The organism is Pseudoalteromonas sp. 2CM32C (genome assembly GCF_023161925.1).
Classification (GTDB): domain Bacteria; phylum Pseudomonadota; class Gammaproteobacteria; order Enterobacterales; family Alteromonadaceae; genus Pseudoalteromonas; species Pseudoalteromonas marina.
In genome coordinates, this window is sequence record NZ_JALNTI010000007.1 from 98,901 (window position 1) to 114,671 (window position 15,771).

Consider the following 15,771-nt stretch of genomic DNA (forward strand, 5'->3'; position numbering starts at 1 on the left):
AAAAAACAGGCTAGCGCCTGTTTTTTGTTATGTGTTGTAACGCAGGGTTACATAAAATTACTTATACCACTTAAACGCTGCAACGTTTGTAGTTACGGTATTTTGGTAACCAATAATTTTTATCAATGGCTGCCCACAGAGCATCGTCAGAAATTTCCAATGCACCCCCCTCTTCTATCGCTTTTTTAGCAATAGCAAATGCAATGCGTTTACTAAGCGTTTCAATTTCTGTTAATGCTGGTAATAAACTGCCTTTACCGCTGTTTGCTCGCGGTGAAGACTCAGCAAGCATTTCACTCGACACGCTAAGCATGGCATCTGTTATGCGTGTAGCCTTAGCTGCAATAACGCCTAAACCAATACCAGGGAAAATATAACTGTTGTTACACTGTGGAATTGGGAAAGTTTCACCATTATATTCAACGGGATCAAACGGGCTACCTGTTGCAACTAATGCTTTACCATCAGTCCATTTAATGACGTCTTCTGGGTGTGCTTCTACCTGTTTAGACGGGTTACTTAACGGGAAAATTATAGGTTGTTCACACGTTGAATGCATTGCACGAATAACTTGCTCTGTAAACAAACCTGGCTGACCCGATACACCAATAAGTATGTCTGGTTTTGCACAATGCATTACATCTAACAATGACGCGTATTCACCACTGTAAGTCCAATCATTTAGCGCGTCTGTTGGTTGCGCTAAAGCTTGTTGGAAGTCGCGTAGCCCTTCCATGCCATTAGTTAACAGACCAAAACGGTCAACCATAAATACTTGGCTACGTGCTTGCTCTTCAGAGATACCTTCAAATACCATTTGGCTAATAATTTGCTCAGCAATACCACAACCCGCAGAGCCTGCACCAACAAATACAACCTTTTGTTGGCTAAGAGTTGAGCCTTTAACACGACACGCAGCTAATAAAGAGCCAACTGTTACTGATGCAGTGCCTTGAATGTCATCGTTAAAGCTACAAATTTCTTCACGATAGCGCTTAAGAAGCGGCATAGCATTAGGTTGTGCAAAGTCTTCAAATTGAAGCAATACATTTGGCCAACGGCGTTTGACCGCTTTAATAAATAGATCTAAAAACTCATCGTACTCGTCTTGGGCTATACGTTTATGGCGCGCGCCCATATACATAGGATCATTTAAAAGCTTTTCGTTGTTTGTCCCTACGTCAAGCATAACTGGCAATGTATATGCTGGGCTTATGCCACCACACGCGGTGTACAATGACAATTTACCAATAGGAATACCCATGCCACCAATACCTTGGTCGCCTAGTCCTAATATACGTTCACCATCGGTCACAACAATGACTTTTACTTTACCCTTTGTGGCATTACGTAAAATGTCGTCAATTTGGTAACGGTCTTCGTACGAAATAAACAAGCCACGTGCGCTGCGGTAAATATCCGAAAACTTTTCACAGGCATCACCCACCGTAGGGGTGTAAATAATTGGCATCATTTCTTCAAGATGATCGCGCACTAAGCGGTAATAAAGCGTTTCGTTGTTATCTTGAATGGCACGTAAATAAATGTGCTTATTTAAATTGTCGGTAAAACTTGAGTATTGCTGATAACAACGTTCAACTTGCTCTTCGATGGTTTCAAAGCGTGGAGGAAGTAAACCTGCAAGGTTAAAATTTTCGCGCTCTTTTTTACTAAACGCACTACCCTTGTTTAGTAATGGCGTTTCAATAAGGCCAGGGCCAGAGTGATGAATATATAAGTAATTAGGATCAGTATTTGTTGTCATATTTCCAGGCTTTAATGGAGTCTTAAGTTATGATCTGTCATTATCAATGCTCAGAATTTAAATGCAATGAACATAGTACTTGTCAGACCATTGAGAATACAAACACGCACATAGGTCGTGTTTGTATTATACATAATTTAAAATTTGAAAGTGGCGTTATTGTTAGTTAAATCAGACAACGCAACACCTTCACGACGCGGATCGGCTGCGCCATACAGCTTATTATTTTTCACTTCAACACCATGTAAACCTGAATTTAGGTCTAACACACGCACTTTATGACCACGTGAAGTGAGTGCTGGTGCAAGTGATTCAATAACGGTGCCTTTTTCAAGGCTGGTGTAATCATTACGATTAGTAGTACGCGGCAGGTTAATAGCTTCTTGCACCGATAAATTCCAGTCTAAAACGCCAACAACTACTTGAGCGACGTAGTCAATAATGCGGCTACCACCAGGAGATCCTACAACTAAACGTAAGCTACCATCTTCATTAAAAACCATAACCGGTGACATAGAACTGCGCGGGCGTTTTCCTGGCTCTACACGATTAGCAACTAACTTACCGTTTTTACGAGGAGAAAGTGAGAAATCGGTTAACTGATTATTTAAAATATAACCATTAACCATAACTGTAGAGCCAAATGCCATTTCTATTGAGCTGGTCATTGATACTGCATTACCAAAGCTATCAACAATAGAGACATGCGATGTTGAAGGGAGTTCATACGAATCATCTTGTGCATAACTTAAGTAGTTAACGGGGTCGCCGGCAACTGCATGCTGATCTTTTTCGGTTATGAGTGTTGCGCGTGATTTAATGTAGCTTTTGTTTAATAGCGCTTGAGTTGGTACCTCAGTAAAATCTGGGTCACCCATGTATACATTTCTATCGGCAAAGGCAATACGCGACGCTTGGCTGAAGTAGTGAATTGCTTGTTCGCTGTTAGGCTTTAAGGCAGAAATATTTGTATGCTCTAGTAACCCTAGTATTTGTAAAACAGCCACACCGCCACTACTTGGTGGTGCCATAGAACATACGTTATAAACACGGTATTTTATACAAACAGCATCGCGTTCTTTGCTTTTGTATTGTGCAAGGTCTTGCTGAGATAATTTACCGGGTGCAATTTTTGAATTTTGTACCGCACTTACCATTTTTTTTGCGTTTTCACCTTTATAAAACGCATCAATGCCTTCATTAGCAATGGCTTTGTATAAATCAGCAAGCGGCTGGTTTTTTTTTACGGTACCGGCCTCAATGAGTTTACCATTTGGGTAAAAGTATTCATTTATCACTGGCATACTCATAACACCTGGATTTAGCTGGCGAGCTAACAAACCATGTAATCGAGGCGATACAACAAACCCTTGTTCAGCAAGTTCAATAGCCGGTTTAAATAGCTGTTCCCAAGGTAATAAACCATAGTGCTTATGCGCATTTGCAAAGGCATGTAGAACACCAGGGACGCCTACAGAACGACCGCCTACAACGGCTTCAATCCATTTGACCGCTTTGCCATGCTTATTTAAAAATAAATTTTCATTCGCATTTTTAGGGGCCGTTTCTCTTCCATCAAAGCTGGTTAACTTATTATTTGCTTTGTTGTAGTACATCATAAATGTACCGCCACCAATACCCGATGACTGAGGCTCAACAAGTGTTAAAACAAGTTGAGTGGCTATTGCTGCATCAACTGCACTGCCGCCTTTTGCTAATATTTGCTTTCCCGCTTGAGATGCATACGGATTTGCCGCGGCAACCATGTATTTGTCACCTACAACAATCTGCTTAGAACTAATTGATGTGGTAGCTTCTGGTTCGCGAACTTCTACTTTTGTGGGTTCTTTTGACAGCACCGGCAAAGACAGCACACCTAAGCCGATAGCAAATAATGAGTTAAGTTTAAAATGCATAAAAAATACTAAAAACACTTAATTACAATAGGTAATTGGCATCTTAAAGTTAAACGGGCACAATATGCAAAAATTAATACTAAAAAAATACAATAAAATGCTTAATTTACCTATACAGCCTCGTTATATTTTACCACCTTTATTATTGATACTTTTTAGCACTATTTTTGCTGCATTTGATTTAAATAATTTACTAGAATTTAACCGAACATTAGTTAACAAAGGTGAGCTTTGGCGTATTTTTACTAGCCAATTTGTACACGCAAATTGGGCTCATTTGGGGTTAAATATAAGCGGGATTTTTTTAATTTGGTTATTACATGGTGAGTATACTACCCCTACCCGGTACTTTATAAATACAATCACTTTAGCGCTTTGGTGTGGTTTAGGCGTGTATTTTTATTGCCCAGACATACATATCTATACAGGTTTAAGCGCGCTGTTACACGGTGTTATTATTTGGGGCGCAGTAAAAGATATTACACAAGGCCTTAAATCGGGGTATTTATTATTCATCGGTGTGTGGGTAAAAATAGCATATGAGCAATTGAGTGGTCCAAGTGCTGATATTGGCGAGCTTATTAATTCGACCGTTGCAATAGATGCTCATTTGATTGGTGCTATTGGCGGATCATTGTTAGGCATCGAGCTTGTTATTAAATATTATAAAAATAGGCCCAAAGGTTAAATAAAAACGCCACTTTAACTAAAGTGGCGTTTTACATTGTTTATTTAAAGAGTGTCTTTGAATAGTTTATAAATGCGGCGGTATTCATCTAACCAACTTGACGGTTGCACAAAACCATGTGGTTCAACTGGGAAAATAGCCGTTTCAAAGTTTTCTTTTTCAAGCTCAATTAAACGCTGAACTAAGCGTACTGAATCTTGAAAAAATACGTTATCGTCTACCATTGGTGCATTGATCAACAGTGGCTTATTTAAACCTTCTGCAAAGTAAATAGGTGAGCTACGCTCGTATGCAATGGGATCTACATCTGGATGGTTTAAAATATTGCCAGTATAAGCAGTATTGTAGTGTGCCCAATCAGTTACCGGGCGAAGTGCTGCACCTGACTGAAACAACTCTGGTGCAGTAAATAATGCCATAAAGGTCATAAAGCCACCATAAGAACCACCGTAGGTGCCTACTGCTTGCGTATCGACGTTAGCATTTTCAGCCATCCATTTAACACCATCAGCTAAATCTTGCGTTTCTGGTGTGCCCATTTGACGATAAATAGCTGTACGCCAGTCGCGGCCATACCCTTTAGATGCACGGTAGTCCATATCCATTACCACGTAACCTTCATCAGCCAATAATGAATGAAACATAAACTCTCTAAAGTACACAGACCAACCCATATGTGAGTTTTGTAAGTAACCTGCACCGTGATTAAAAATAACCGCTTTACGAGTTTTACCACCTTCGCCTTCTACGTAATCAGCTGGGTAGTATACCTTGGCATAAATTGGCGCATCAGTATGGCTAGACGGCACTGCAACTATTTTTGGTGCAGTTAATTTTTTAGCTAAAAAAGCGCTTGATACTGTATTAGTTAAACGTGTTGGCGTTGCATTTGCTTTAGCATCCGCAATATATAGCTCGCTAGGCATAGTAATTTTTGAATGAACAAGCAGTAATTTTTCTTCATCTGGACTCAACGTATAGTCGGTCATGCCATTTAGAGCAGTAATTTTTTCACTTTTAGCTGTTTGTGGATCTACACGGAAAATTTCGTATAGACCAGGGTGTTCAACATTAGCTTTGTAATAAATAGCAGAATCATCGCTTGTAACTGTTGGGTTTGATACCTCAAACTCACCCTGAGTTAACGCCACGGCGTTACCGTTTAATGGTTTTTTATAAAGCTGGCTGTACCCAGACTCTTCTGAAAGGTAATAAAGCGTGTTTGCGTTATTCAACCAGCCAAAATTATTAAATGCATAAGCGATCCATGCGTCGTCATGTAAACGATGCTGTGACACCAGTTTATTGTTTTCAAAATCTACGGTAGCAATCCAGCGATCTTTGTTGTCCCACGCTTCAAGCATAATAGCAACTTGCGAACCATCGTTATTCCAAACTATTGGGCTTTGCCCTAATCCCCAATTTGTAATCAAATTAATAGCACGTGGTGAGTTCTTTGATTCGTAGGTTTTACCTAATCGTGCATAATTTTCTTGTTTTACACTTGCTAATACATCTTCATCAAAACCTGGCAGCGAATCAAACGCTAGTGTGTTTTGTGTTTTATCATTTAAATTAATATATATAACTTGCGATGTTTCTTCTTTTGCATCAGCTATGCGACGGCGAACTTTTTTAGGTGCTATGGTGGCGTCGTCAGTCACATAATGTGGCATTATATCGGTGTCACTTCGCCAACTTGATTGTTTTTTTACGACAACTAGTAACGCATCTCCATTGGGTGAAAGTTCTACGTTATCAACTTTATTACCTTTGCCTAAATAGTAACTTGTATTTGCTACAGAAGTATTTTGTTCGTTTATTTGCGCGTTACGTGCGTGTTGGTCTTTTTTATTTTTGTGTTCAAGAGCAATGTATTCAATAAGCTTATGCTGCTCTTTTGCAATGTACGAACTTGGCTCGCTAATTCCTTTTGGTTTATCAGCAAGTTTTAGGTTAGCAATTTCTTGTGTTAACCCCGTTACTAAATCAACCTTAAAAAACATATTACCTTGGCGATAAGCCAATGTACCATCGTTTAAAAACTGCGGGTTAGATTCGTTAGCTGTGCTATGGGTTATTTGGCGCAGTGTGTTAGTTTTAATATTTTTTACGAACACATTGCCTTTAAAGACGTAGGCTTGCAAAGCTTTGTCGTTTGAATAAACCGCGTTTCTAGCACCCAGTGTGTGTAGTTTATTTAATGCTATTTGTTCTGCGGTTTGCGACGTTACAGACTGGCTAAATAAGTCACGTAATGTGCTACCTTGTTGCTTTTGAGCATAAATAATTGTTGCCGAATCAGCAGCCCAAAAGGCATTTTGTGGTTGGTTGCCTATCCAATCAGGATCGGCCATTGCTTGTTTTAAAGTTATTTTTTCTGAACCAACATCGGCAGGTGTATTAACCACCGATTCAACTTTGTTGTTTTCCAAAGCATTATTTGTTGAGGCTGTGTTTGCAGTTGCACTACAACCCGCAAGCATTACGCTTGAGGCAACAGCTAATGCTACTAACGTTTTAGATGAAGAAAAATTAAAAACCATAGTGCTTCTATACCGTTATTATAATTAACGGGTATTTAAGCAGAAGCACTAAAGTTAATGCAATTTTTTAAGATAAATAGCCATTTAACAGGGTAAAGCTCAGTTTACTTAAGCCTTAATTATTTAATCACTAAATCTAACCATACTAGGCGATGATCGCTTGATGCACTTCTATCTTTAATTAAGCGATATTGTTCGTTTGATTCAACTGGCCAAAATACCCCGCCTTCTTTAATGTCTAAACCGTAAGTTGATGGCAATACATAGTCTACTCGTGCTTGCCAATTGGCAGTAAAGTGTTGTGCATAGGCAAGTTCATATTGCTGTTTAGCACCTGCACTTTTAGGTACAAACTGTGCATTAATTAATGGATTTTTTAGCAATTGATCTGTTGTTTCTAAACGCGCTTTATCACCTTCTGGTGCTGCGTTTAAATCCCCTAAAATAACAAAACGCGACTGAGCCTCTAGCCCACCTTTGTTGCCATTATCATCATATAGGTACTCTGCATTGGCTACGTAGTCGGCAATTAATCTAATTTCGTCATGGTTACGTTTACCATTTCTATCTTCTTCGCCGTCAAACACAGGAGGCGTAGGGTGAGACGCCAATACATGCACCGCTTTATTATCAATAACAACGGGGACATCCCAAAACGATTTAGAACTTAACCTAAGAGCTTGCCACTCTTTAGCGTTATACCAATTCTCGCCTGTTTTTGGCATTAACGGCATTTTTGCATTAGGCATATCTTTGTATTTAAAAGTTTGAAGCGTTTTGATTTTGTCAAAATCGATTGGGTATTTCGATAATATGGCCATACCATAATGCCCTTCAAAAAAGCCAAAGCCTTGGGCATCACCCATTACTTTACTTTTTTTACCATCGTTATCTAGGTCAAACTCTGTCGCAAGGCCAGTATTGACGGGGGCTATATAAGAATAAGGATAATCTATGGCTTTTTGCTTGTTTTGGCTTACTGCTAAGTAATGCGTTTTAAAGTAATCAATACCTTGTTCTTTAGGAACAAAATCAAACTCGTTAAGTAAAATAATATCAGGGCGAACGCGCTGAATAATTTCTGCAATATTTTTAATCTGTTGTGTGTTTGAGGTAAGGGCTTTGACTAAGGCATCACTTTTAATAGGCTCGCCTTTGGCAGTGTAATTTGTTGCATCCATACTTACATTAAACGTTGCAACACGAATTGTATCGGTTGCGGTCGCATTGAGACTCAATGAAGCAGCTGTTAGCAACGCACCAAACGTTAGATCAAATTTCATTTAATTATCCTACTTATAGAAAAGTAATTTTGATTATTTAATAATGTAACCTGTTTTTGTTTTTTCAGGCAAAAAAAAAGCCGAGTTTACTCGGCTTTTATTATTTCATTGTTTGTATTCACTAAGTTTTGAACTAGTCGGACAGTAACTGCTTCAAGACCTGCTCAATCCCCTAAATAACATCCATGTGCAAAACAGTAAGAAGGCTTCCCTAATCATCACCTACTGGACCATATAGCTTTAGCCATACAAAAATCCAACCCTAACCTAGAATGAGCTTTTCTGCCGTTTTTAAAATTCCCGGGTAATCGTGTTCTGGTAAATAATCAGTTAATTGGCTTAACTTATCTGACAGGTCATTCATATTATGAGCCGATACATTTATATGACCCATTTTACGACCTGGCTTAGCCGTTTTACCGTACCAATGACTTGTCACGTCGGGTAATGTAAGTACCTCAGCAGGGATACTTGCTTGTCCGAGTACATTGATCATAGCTGTAATATGTTTAAGCTCAGTATTACCAAGTGGTAAACCTGCAACGGCACGCATATGATTTTCAAATTGCGAACAATGGCAACCTTGCTGAGTCCAATGACCTGAATTATGTACACGCGGTGCAATTTCATTAACTAATAGTGTGCCCATTACATCAAAAAACTCAATGGCCAATACACCTACATAGTTAAGTTCGTTTGCAATTTTTGTAAATGCATCGATTGCTTGAGCTTCAACATTTTGGTTATTTTTACCCGCAACCGACAGTGTTAACACACCGTTGGTGTGCTCGTTTTCTGTTAATGGATAAATTGCAACATTACCGTGCTTATCTCGTGCGCCAATAATCGATACTTCTCGGTCAAACGGGATCATTTTTTCAGCAATAATAGTATGCGGCGCATCTAGTGTTCCCGATGCTATAAACTCAGCCATTTCAGACCAAATTTCGTCAATTTGCTCATCAGATTTTAAACGCCACTGCCCTTTACCATCGTACCCTGCTTGGCAGGTTTTTATAACAAGTGGCTTACCCAGGTTTTTAGCGGCCAACTCCAAATGTACTTTTTCTGTAATTAACTGATAAGGCGCGCATTCAACACCGGTTTTGTTAAGTAACGCTTTTTCTAGAGCTCTATCGCCACCCGTTTTAATCGCGGCTTTACCCGGATAAAACTTATTACTGTTGCAGCATAGCGTTAATACATCATCAGGAATGTGCTCAAATTCTGCCGTGATTGCATCAGCGTCGCTAATAGCTTGTTCAAGTGTAGTTGTGTAAATCTCACCCGTTAGCGGGTGCTTAATTTGTTTAGTTCCCACATCGTAGGCAACTACATTCAAATTAAGCGGTGCGCCTGCAAGGCTCATCATACGTGCAAGTTGTCCGGCACCTAAAATTAAAATATTCATTGTTACTCTGCAGGGTTTGGGTTGGCTAATATTGTGTCTGTTTGATTTTTACGAAACGCTTCGATTTTTTCAAAAATGTCGGGGTTATGACACCCTAAAATTTGTGCGGCCAATAAGCCTGCGTTTGCAGCGCCTGGTTCACCAATTGCTAAGGTACCTACTGCTACCCCTTTTGGCATTTGGCAAATTGACAATAGAGAATCAACACCATTTAATGCCTTTGATTTCACAGGAACGCCTAAAACAGGAACAGATGTAAAAGCCGCTGCCATACCCGGTAAATGGGCTGCGCCACCTGCGCCGGCAATAATAACCTTAATGCCACGTTCTGCAGCAGAGCTTGCATAATCAGCAAGTAATTGAGGAGTGCGGTGTGCAGATACAACTTTGGTTTCGTACTTAATACCAAACTGCTCTAGCATCAGTGCAGCGTGTTCCATGGTTGGCCAATCTGACTTAGAACCCATAATAATGCCAACAGTCATAAATACTCCTCAGTAATGTATTTTAAAATAGCGGACTTATGTCCGGTTTTAGGCGGGTATTATACCCAAACACGTTTAATTTGCGAGGTTCGAATGGTATTAAATGAAGATTAAAGGCTAATTTTTTATAAATAATTAACACACAACAAAAACAAAAAAAGCCATGTTAAACATGGCTTTTTGTAAATCTGAAATTGCAACGTAATTACGCTTCTTTACTTGCTAGGTACTCAGAGTAATTACCTCTAAAGTCGATTATTTTACCGTCTTTAATTTCCCATATACGGGTTGCAACAGAAGAGACAAACTGGCGGTCATGCGATACAAAAAGTAAAGTGCCTTCGTATGCTTCAAGCGCTAAGTTTAGTGCTTCAATCGATTCCATATCCATGTGGTTGGTTGGCTCATCCATTAAAAGTATGTTTGGTTTATGCATCATAATTTTGCCAAACAACATACGGCCTTGCTCACCACCCGATATTACTTTAACTGACTTTTTAATATCGTTCTGTGAAAACAACATACGTCCTAAGAAACTACGAACAACTTGCTCGTCGTCGCCTTCTTGCTGCCATTGCTCCATCCACTCAAACAAGTTCATGTCTTTTTCGAATTCGTCAGCGTGGTCTTGCGCATAGTAGCCAATGTTAGCGTTTTCAGACCACTTAAATTCACCTGCCTTTGGTGTAAGTTTACCTGCTAACGTGTTAAGTAACGTTGTTTTACCTACGCCGTTTTCACCAATTATGGCAATACGCTCGCCAACTTCAACTAAACCTTCAAGGCCTGAGAATAAAGTATTGTCTTCAAAACCTTGGCTGATACTTGTCATTTCTAGCGCGTTACGGAACAGCTGTTTTTCTTGGTCAAAACGAATAAACGGTGTTTGACGAGATGATGCTTTTACTTCGTCTAACTGAATTTTATCGATACGCTTAGCACGCGATGTGGCTTGCTTAGCTTTTGAAGCATTAGCCGAGAAGCGTGATACAAACTGCTGGAGCTCGGCAATTTGACTTTTCTTCTTGGCATTTTCACTTAATAGGCGTTCACGTGCTTGCGTTGCTGCAAACATGTATTCGTCGTAGTTACCAGGGTAAATGCGTAGCTCACCGTAATCTATGTCGGCCATGTGTGTACATACAGAGTTTAAGAAGTGACGGTCATGCGAGATGATGATCATAGTACAATCGCGCTGATTCAATACATCTTCTAACCACTTGATAGTGTAAATGTCCAAGTTATTGGTAGGCTCATCAAGTAGCATAATATCAGGGTCAGAAAAAAGAACCTGTGCAAGTAACACTCGCAATTTAAAACCCGGTGCAATTTCAGACATAGGACCATAGTGCTGCTCAGTAGCAATACCAACACCTAATAAAAGCTCACCCGCTTTAGACTCGGCTGAGTAACCATCCATTTCAGCAAATTCAGTTTCAAGATCGGCTACTTTCATACCGTCTTCTTCACTCATTTCAGGTAAAGAATAAATACGATCACGTTCTTGTTTAATAGCCCATAACTCTTTGTGACCCATGATCACAGTATCAATTACAGAGTATTCTTCGTAAGCAAACTGGTCTTGATTTAGTTTAGCAACACGCTCATTTGGATCAGTGCTTACGTTACCCGAAGATGGCTCTAGTTCACCACTGAGTATTTTCATAAATGTTGATTTACCACAACCATTTGCACCAATTAAACCGTAACGGTTTCCTTCGCCAAATTTTGCTGAGATATTTTCAAATAACGGTTTAGCACCAAATTGCATGGTGATGTTAGCTGTACTAATAATAGCGCTACCCTCCAAGGGAGACAGGATGTATTTAAATTGCGCGCAGTTTAAACCAAAATGGCCTATTTTTCTATCACAAATCAAACTTACCAAGTACCAAAACTTAATGATTAAGATTATAGATTTCTTATTTTATTTTCGTATTTACCTTATGGTTAATATTAAATTTAAGGCTAAATAGCCATGCTCATATAAATTTTTAAAAATTAAGTAAAGTTATGCTATTTAATTGAAAAACATAAGAATTAGAGTTATTACACTAGAAACCTAATTAATAGCTAACTTGAAAAATCATCACAATAATTAAATGTTTTTAAGGTTGAAAATTTTCAAACTACTTGTGTATTTACTATAAAAATACACATTCATAACAACTTAAAAACACAATTAACTCAGCGTGAATGTCTACCTATTATGTATAAAATTTCGATGATGTTTTTTCACTTTTGACAAACAAAGGTGTTTGCTAGTGTGCCCTGCACTTATGATTGATCACATAGCACACAAGGAAACACACAATGAAATTGAAACTAACATCAATGCTAATAGCAATAATGGTTAGCCCTTCAGTATTCTCTGAAGTAAACATATACACGGACGAGCGCAATTCAATGAGTGTGGGTGGTTTTTTAGACGTAAGAGTAATAAATACGCAAAACCAAACTGAAGTCGTGAACGGTACATCACGTATAAATTTTAAAATTGACCGAAACCTTAAGCAAGGCTGGAAAGCCTTAGGACTGGTTGAATGGGGTGTAAACCCTGTAGGTAGTAGCGATATTATTTACAACAATCGCTTTGAATCAATTCAGGATGAATTTTTATATAACCGTTTAGGTTATGCCGGCCTTTCGCATGATAAATATGGCCAAATTACAATTGGTAAGCAATGGGGTGCATGGTACGACGTTGTTTATGGCACAAATAACAGCTTTGTATGGGATGGTAATGCAGCGGGTGTTTATACCTATAACAAAGACGATGGCGCAGTAAACGGTACGGGCCGAGGCGATAAACTTATTCAATATCGTAGTAGCTACAATGACTTAAGTTTTACACTGCAAGCACAGCTGAAAAACAGTGAGTTTTATACCTGTGACGTTAGTGACATTACAGAACAAGAATGCGAAACGCTTTGGAATGCAGGCGATACAGCTGCCCAACAAGTAGAATTTAACTACACCTTTGGTGCATCGGTTACTTATACCCCTACTGACATGTTAACGCTTACAGTCGGTATAAACCGAGGCGAGTTTGATTTAACTTACGGTGATGGCACCACACAAAATGTTGAAGACCTAATATACGGTGCAGGCATTATGTGGGGTCACGTAAATCAAAAAGGCCTTTATGTTGCAGCTAATATTAATAAAAACAAAAATCATGACACCGATAATCTGGGTCGCTTAATTAAAGACGCAATAGGTATAGAAACATTTGCATCGTATCGCTTTGATAACGATTTTCGCCCTTTTATTGCCTACAACGTATTTGATGCAGGCGATGATTACGTAATTCAGCCAAACTTTAATACCGATCCGAACGATGTATTTAAACGTCAATTTGCTGTTATTGGTGTTCATTATTTAATTGACGAAGATACAATTGCGTATATAGAAGCACGTAAAGATTTTAGTGACTTTGAAAGCAATGATAAAGATCAGCTAGCTCAAATGGAACTATCGGAAGATGACGGCATTGCATTTGGATTTAGATATCAATTGTAGAAAGCAGTTACCCTTTTGCGCTCTAGTGACTTAGGGCGCTGTGCCCTAACCTCACTCTTGCTTATTATTTCTCATATATAATCATTTGTTAAGATTAGCTTTTACCATATATTGTATGATGTGTTCTTTTTGAGGGTCTACAAACCATTGCTTAAAGCAAATCTGTATATATATTTTGTAGGTTGTTTACAATGCTTGGTTTAGCAACATATTAAGGTCTCTCACTTAAAAACTTTTGATATCCACCTAACGCATCTGCAACACTAAGACGTGGATTATCGTTATGTTCCGCATTGGGATTAATAATAGATTCCCACTGTAAGTGCTCGTTAGGACTGGCCTTTAATGCTTGCTCTAAATTACTATACGCCTCTAACATAAGCGGATGCTCTTCCTCTCCTACCGATAAAAACAAATACGTTGGCTTTTTAAACCTTTTATTCGACGCCTGTAAAAACGAGTCAACTTTGTTTACTACCGTCATATCGTCATACCAGGCGGCAGGACTAAACGCAAAATAGCCATTAAACAAATCCGGTTTAGTATGAAGTGTATATAACACAAAACTGCCACCAGCAGAAAACCCACTTAAAATACGGTTATTGTTTAATTTAAATCGATTAGTCAAATAAGGTAATAATTCTAATTCTATAAACTGTAAAAACTTATCTGCTTCTCCGTTGGGTTCTATATTGTTTGTTGCAGGCGCTTGGGTATTAACGTCTTGGCGAGCATAAGGAGGTACCAAATCACGATTTCGAGTAGCCGTAAAAAACAAGTTAGGGATTGATACCAATATAGCTTGCTCGGCCTGTGCTTTGTTTGAGAATGACGCTAATGTTTCATTCCACGTATCTAGGTTAAAGTTACCATCGGTTTTTATTATTAACGAATAAACTTTATTGGTATCGTAGTTAACGGGTAGCCTTATAAATACCTTACGTGATTCATTTAAAATTTTTGAATCAAGTGTAATGTCTGTATAAGCCGATACATAATGATTGTAGTAGCGGCCGCTCAAAATAAGTAAGCTTAACGTAATGACTGCTAATACGAGGTTAATTAGATAGTTTTTATTAATTTTTAACGACATGTATCTCTCTTTTTACTAATTATTTTTAAGACTACAAAACCAAATATTTTCGTTATTAGTAAACCCTAGTCCCTCAAGCAACTTGCACGAAGCTGTATTAGCTTTGTTAACCTCTGCGTAAAGCATTATTAACTCGTAATGCATAACAAGCTTTGGGATTAAAGTTTTCAGCGTTTCTTTCATGTAGCCTTGTTGCCAAAATTCAGGATCTAATTCAAAACCCAAAAATGCGGTTCTTGCTTCTTTATTAATTTTATAAAGACCACAACTACCTATTACTTTATTGAGGGTATTCTGGGTAATCGTAAAGCGTATAACCTCTCCCTCATAATAGCCGCTAATATCATTTTGTATTAATTGTTTGATATCACTTTTGCTAAGGGGTGTTGTGTAGTCATTAAACTGGCTAACAAGAGGATTATTTAAAATAGCATGCATACTGGCAGCATCTTTATGGGATATTAAGCGAAGCGTGACACGAGGTGTAGCAAAATTTTTATACATGTTGTAATACAAAATTAAATAGCACTTTATGAACGCGTATTATTAACTTACCATAACGTATTAACAAGCATTAAATTGAGAGCAGCCAAGCATGAGTGACGACTTTAAAGTGATACAACCAACAACAACAGTTTACTGCCCTAAACGTGGTGAAGGTTGGACCCTAACCGGCATTACTAATATAAATGAGTTTACCTCAGTCATGTTTGATGGCACACGTTACACATTACCAGCACGTGAAATTATTGAAGAGCTACTCCCTAACCAGCTAGCTCGAGAACAAAATAGCTAACGCTCCATCAATAAAAAAAGGCTGCAGTTATGCAGCCTTTTTTATAATTTGCGCCAATTTAAAACGTATCGTCTTCATCGTAAACGTTTACGTTCAAATCATCATCATGTTCAAATACGACAAATGTAATTGGCTTACAGCATACTTGGCAGTCTTCTATATATTGTTCATCAATATCTGCAGCATCTAGTAATACCTCTATAACTTCACCGCAATACGGGCAGCTAATTGATTCCTCAGTTAATTGGTTCATCTAACACCAGGTA

General features: G+C 38.5%; 13 protein-coding genes. 3 read left to right on the forward strand and 10 right to left on the reverse strand.

The window, feature by feature from the left end; all coding sequences use genetic code 11:
* Positions 1 to 70 precede the first annotated feature (70 nt).
* Complete coding sequence (locus tag MTF67_RS13655; RefSeq protein ID WP_248519820.1) at positions 71 to 1,765, reverse strand: NAD-dependent malic enzyme; 1,695 nt, start codon at positions 1,763 to 1,765, stop codon at positions 71 to 73.
* Between the two features lie 137 nt (positions 1,766 to 1,902).
* Entirely contained in the window at positions 1,903 to 3,681 is a 1,779-nt protein-coding gene (gene ggt / locus MTF67_RS13660; RefSeq protein ID WP_248519821.1) for a gamma-glutamyltransferase, read from the reverse strand.
* Positions 3,682 to 3,745: 64 nt separating this feature from the next.
* On the opposite strand from ggt, the gene rrtA reads away from it, so the two are divergent.
* Positions 3,746 to 4,369 (forward strand): rhombosortase, encoded by a 624-nt coding sequence (gene rrtA / locus MTF67_RS13665; RefSeq protein ID WP_248519822.1) that lies wholly within the window; start codon positions 3,746 to 3,748, stop codon positions 4,367 to 4,369.
* A 44-nt stretch (positions 4,370 to 4,413) separates the two neighbouring features.
* Here rrtA and MTF67_RS13670 read toward each other — a convergent pair whose 3' ends face one another.
* From MTF67_RS13670 to MTF67_RS13690, 5 genes are all read right to left on the reverse strand, one after another.
* Positions 4,414 to 6,915 carry a prolyl oligopeptidase family serine peptidase gene (locus MTF67_RS13670; RefSeq protein WP_248519823.1) on the reverse strand — a complete coding sequence of 834 codons (2,502 nt, stop codon included), beginning with the start codon at positions 6,913 to 6,915 and terminating at the stop codon, positions 4,414 to 4,416.
* Positions 6,916 to 7,034: 119 nt separating this feature from the next.
* Positions 7,035 to 8,198 carry an endonuclease/exonuclease/phosphatase family protein gene (locus MTF67_RS13675; protein WP_248519824.1) on the reverse strand — a complete coding sequence of 388 codons (1,164 nt, stop codon included), beginning with the start codon at positions 8,196 to 8,198 and terminating at the stop codon, positions 7,035 to 7,037.
* A gap of 262 nt (positions 8,199 to 8,460) precedes the next feature.
* Positions 8,461 to 9,609, reverse strand: coding sequence for a 5-(carboxyamino)imidazole ribonucleotide synthase (locus MTF67_RS13680; protein ID WP_248519825.1), 1,149 nt, complete (start codon positions 9,607 to 9,609; stop codon positions 8,461 to 8,463).
* 2 nt (positions 9,610 to 9,611) lie between these two features.
* Positions 9,612 to 10,094, reverse strand: a complete 483-nt coding sequence (gene purE, locus MTF67_RS13685; RefSeq protein ID WP_006792966.1) for a 5-(carboxyamino)imidazole ribonucleotide mutase — start codon at positions 10,092 to 10,094, stop codon at positions 9,612 to 9,614.
* A 205-nt stretch (positions 10,095 to 10,299) separates the two neighbouring features.
* The gene (locus MTF67_RS13690; RefSeq protein ID WP_074210169.1) at positions 10,300 to 11,889 is read right to left on the reverse strand and encodes an ABC-F family ATPase; all 1,590 of its coding nucleotides are present in this window, start codon (positions 11,887 to 11,889) and stop codon (positions 10,300 to 10,302) included.
* 518 nt (positions 11,890 to 12,407) lie between these two features.
* Here MTF67_RS13690 and MTF67_RS13695 point away from each other — a divergent pair.
* Complete coding sequence (locus MTF67_RS13695; protein ID WP_248519826.1) at positions 12,408 to 13,616, forward strand: porin; 1,209 nt, start codon at positions 12,408 to 12,410, stop codon at positions 13,614 to 13,616.
* A 211-nt stretch (positions 13,617 to 13,827) separates the two neighbouring features.
* On the opposite strand, the gene MTF67_RS13700 is transcribed toward MTF67_RS13695, so the two are convergent.
* Positions 13,828 to 14,709: an alpha/beta hydrolase-fold protein gene (locus MTF67_RS13700; RefSeq protein WP_248519827.1), complete on the reverse strand. Its 882-nt coding sequence runs from the start codon at positions 14,707 to 14,709 to the stop codon at positions 13,828 to 13,830.
* A 15-nt stretch (positions 14,710 to 14,724) separates the two neighbouring features.
* On the reverse strand, positions 14,725 to 15,213 hold the full coding sequence (locus MTF67_RS13705) for a GNAT family N-acetyltransferase (RefSeq protein ID WP_248519828.1): 489 nt from the start codon (positions 15,211 to 15,213) through the stop codon (positions 14,725 to 14,727).
* A 91-nt stretch (positions 15,214 to 15,304) separates the two neighbouring features.
* On the opposite strand from MTF67_RS13705, the gene MTF67_RS13710 reads away from it, so the two are divergent.
* Positions 15,305 to 15,505: a hypothetical protein gene (locus tag MTF67_RS13710; protein WP_006792973.1), complete on the forward strand. Its 201-nt coding sequence runs from the start codon at positions 15,305 to 15,307 to the stop codon at positions 15,503 to 15,505.
* 58 nt (positions 15,506 to 15,563) lie between these two features.
* Here the strand turns inward: MTF67_RS13710 and MTF67_RS13715 are convergent, their stop codons facing one another.
* Positions 15,564 to 15,758 (reverse strand): CPXCG motif-containing cysteine-rich protein, encoded by a 195-nt coding sequence (locus MTF67_RS13715; protein ID WP_248519829.1) that lies wholly within the window; start codon positions 15,756 to 15,758, stop codon positions 15,564 to 15,566.
* Between the last annotated feature and the right edge of the window lie 13 nt (positions 15,759 to 15,771).

Bases quoted from the DNA above. Each gene is read 5' to 3' on its own strand.
- MTF67_RS13700 (WP_248519827.1), bottom strand. From the start codon at position 14,709: ATGTCGTTAAAAATTAATAAAAACTATCTAATTAACCTCGTATTAGCA.
- rrtA (WP_248519822.1), top strand. From the start codon at position 3,746: ATGCAAAAATTAATACTAAAAAAATACAATAAAATGCTTAATTTACCT.
- MTF67_RS13705 (WP_248519828.1), bottom strand. From the start codon at position 15,213: ATGTATAAAAATTTTGCTACACCTCGTGTCACGCTTCGCTTAATATCC.
- MTF67_RS13695 (WP_248519826.1), top strand. From the start codon at position 12,408: ATGAAATTGAAACTAACATCAATGCTAATAGCAATAATGGTTAGCCCT.
- MTF67_RS13655 (WP_248519820.1), bottom strand. From the start codon at position 1,765: ATGACAACAAATACTGATCCTAATTACTTATATATTCATCACTCTGGC.
- ggt (WP_248519821.1), bottom strand. From the start codon at position 3,681: ATGCATTTTAAACTTAACTCATTATTTGCTATCGGCTTAGGTGTGCTG.
- MTF67_RS13670 (WP_248519823.1), bottom strand. From the start codon at position 6,915: ATGGTTTTTAATTTTTCTTCATCTAAAACGTTAGTAGCATTAGCTGTT.
- MTF67_RS13675 (WP_248519824.1), bottom strand. From the start codon at position 8,198: ATGAAATTTGATCTAACGTTTGGTGCGTTGCTAACAGCTGCTTCATTG.
- MTF67_RS13715 (WP_248519829.1), bottom strand. From the start codon at position 15,758: ATGAACCAATTAACTGAGGAATCAATTAGCTGCCCGTATTGCGGTGAA.
- purE (WP_006792966.1), bottom strand. From the start codon at position 10,094: ATGACTGTTGGCATTATTATGGGTTCTAAGTCAGATTGGCCAACCATG.
- MTF67_RS13680 (WP_248519825.1), bottom strand. From the start codon at position 9,609: ATGAATATTTTAATTTTAGGTGCCGGACAACTTGCACGTATGATGAGC.
- MTF67_RS13710 (WP_006792973.1), top strand. From the start codon at position 15,305: ATGAGTGACGACTTTAAAGTGATACAACCAACAACAACAGTTTACTGC.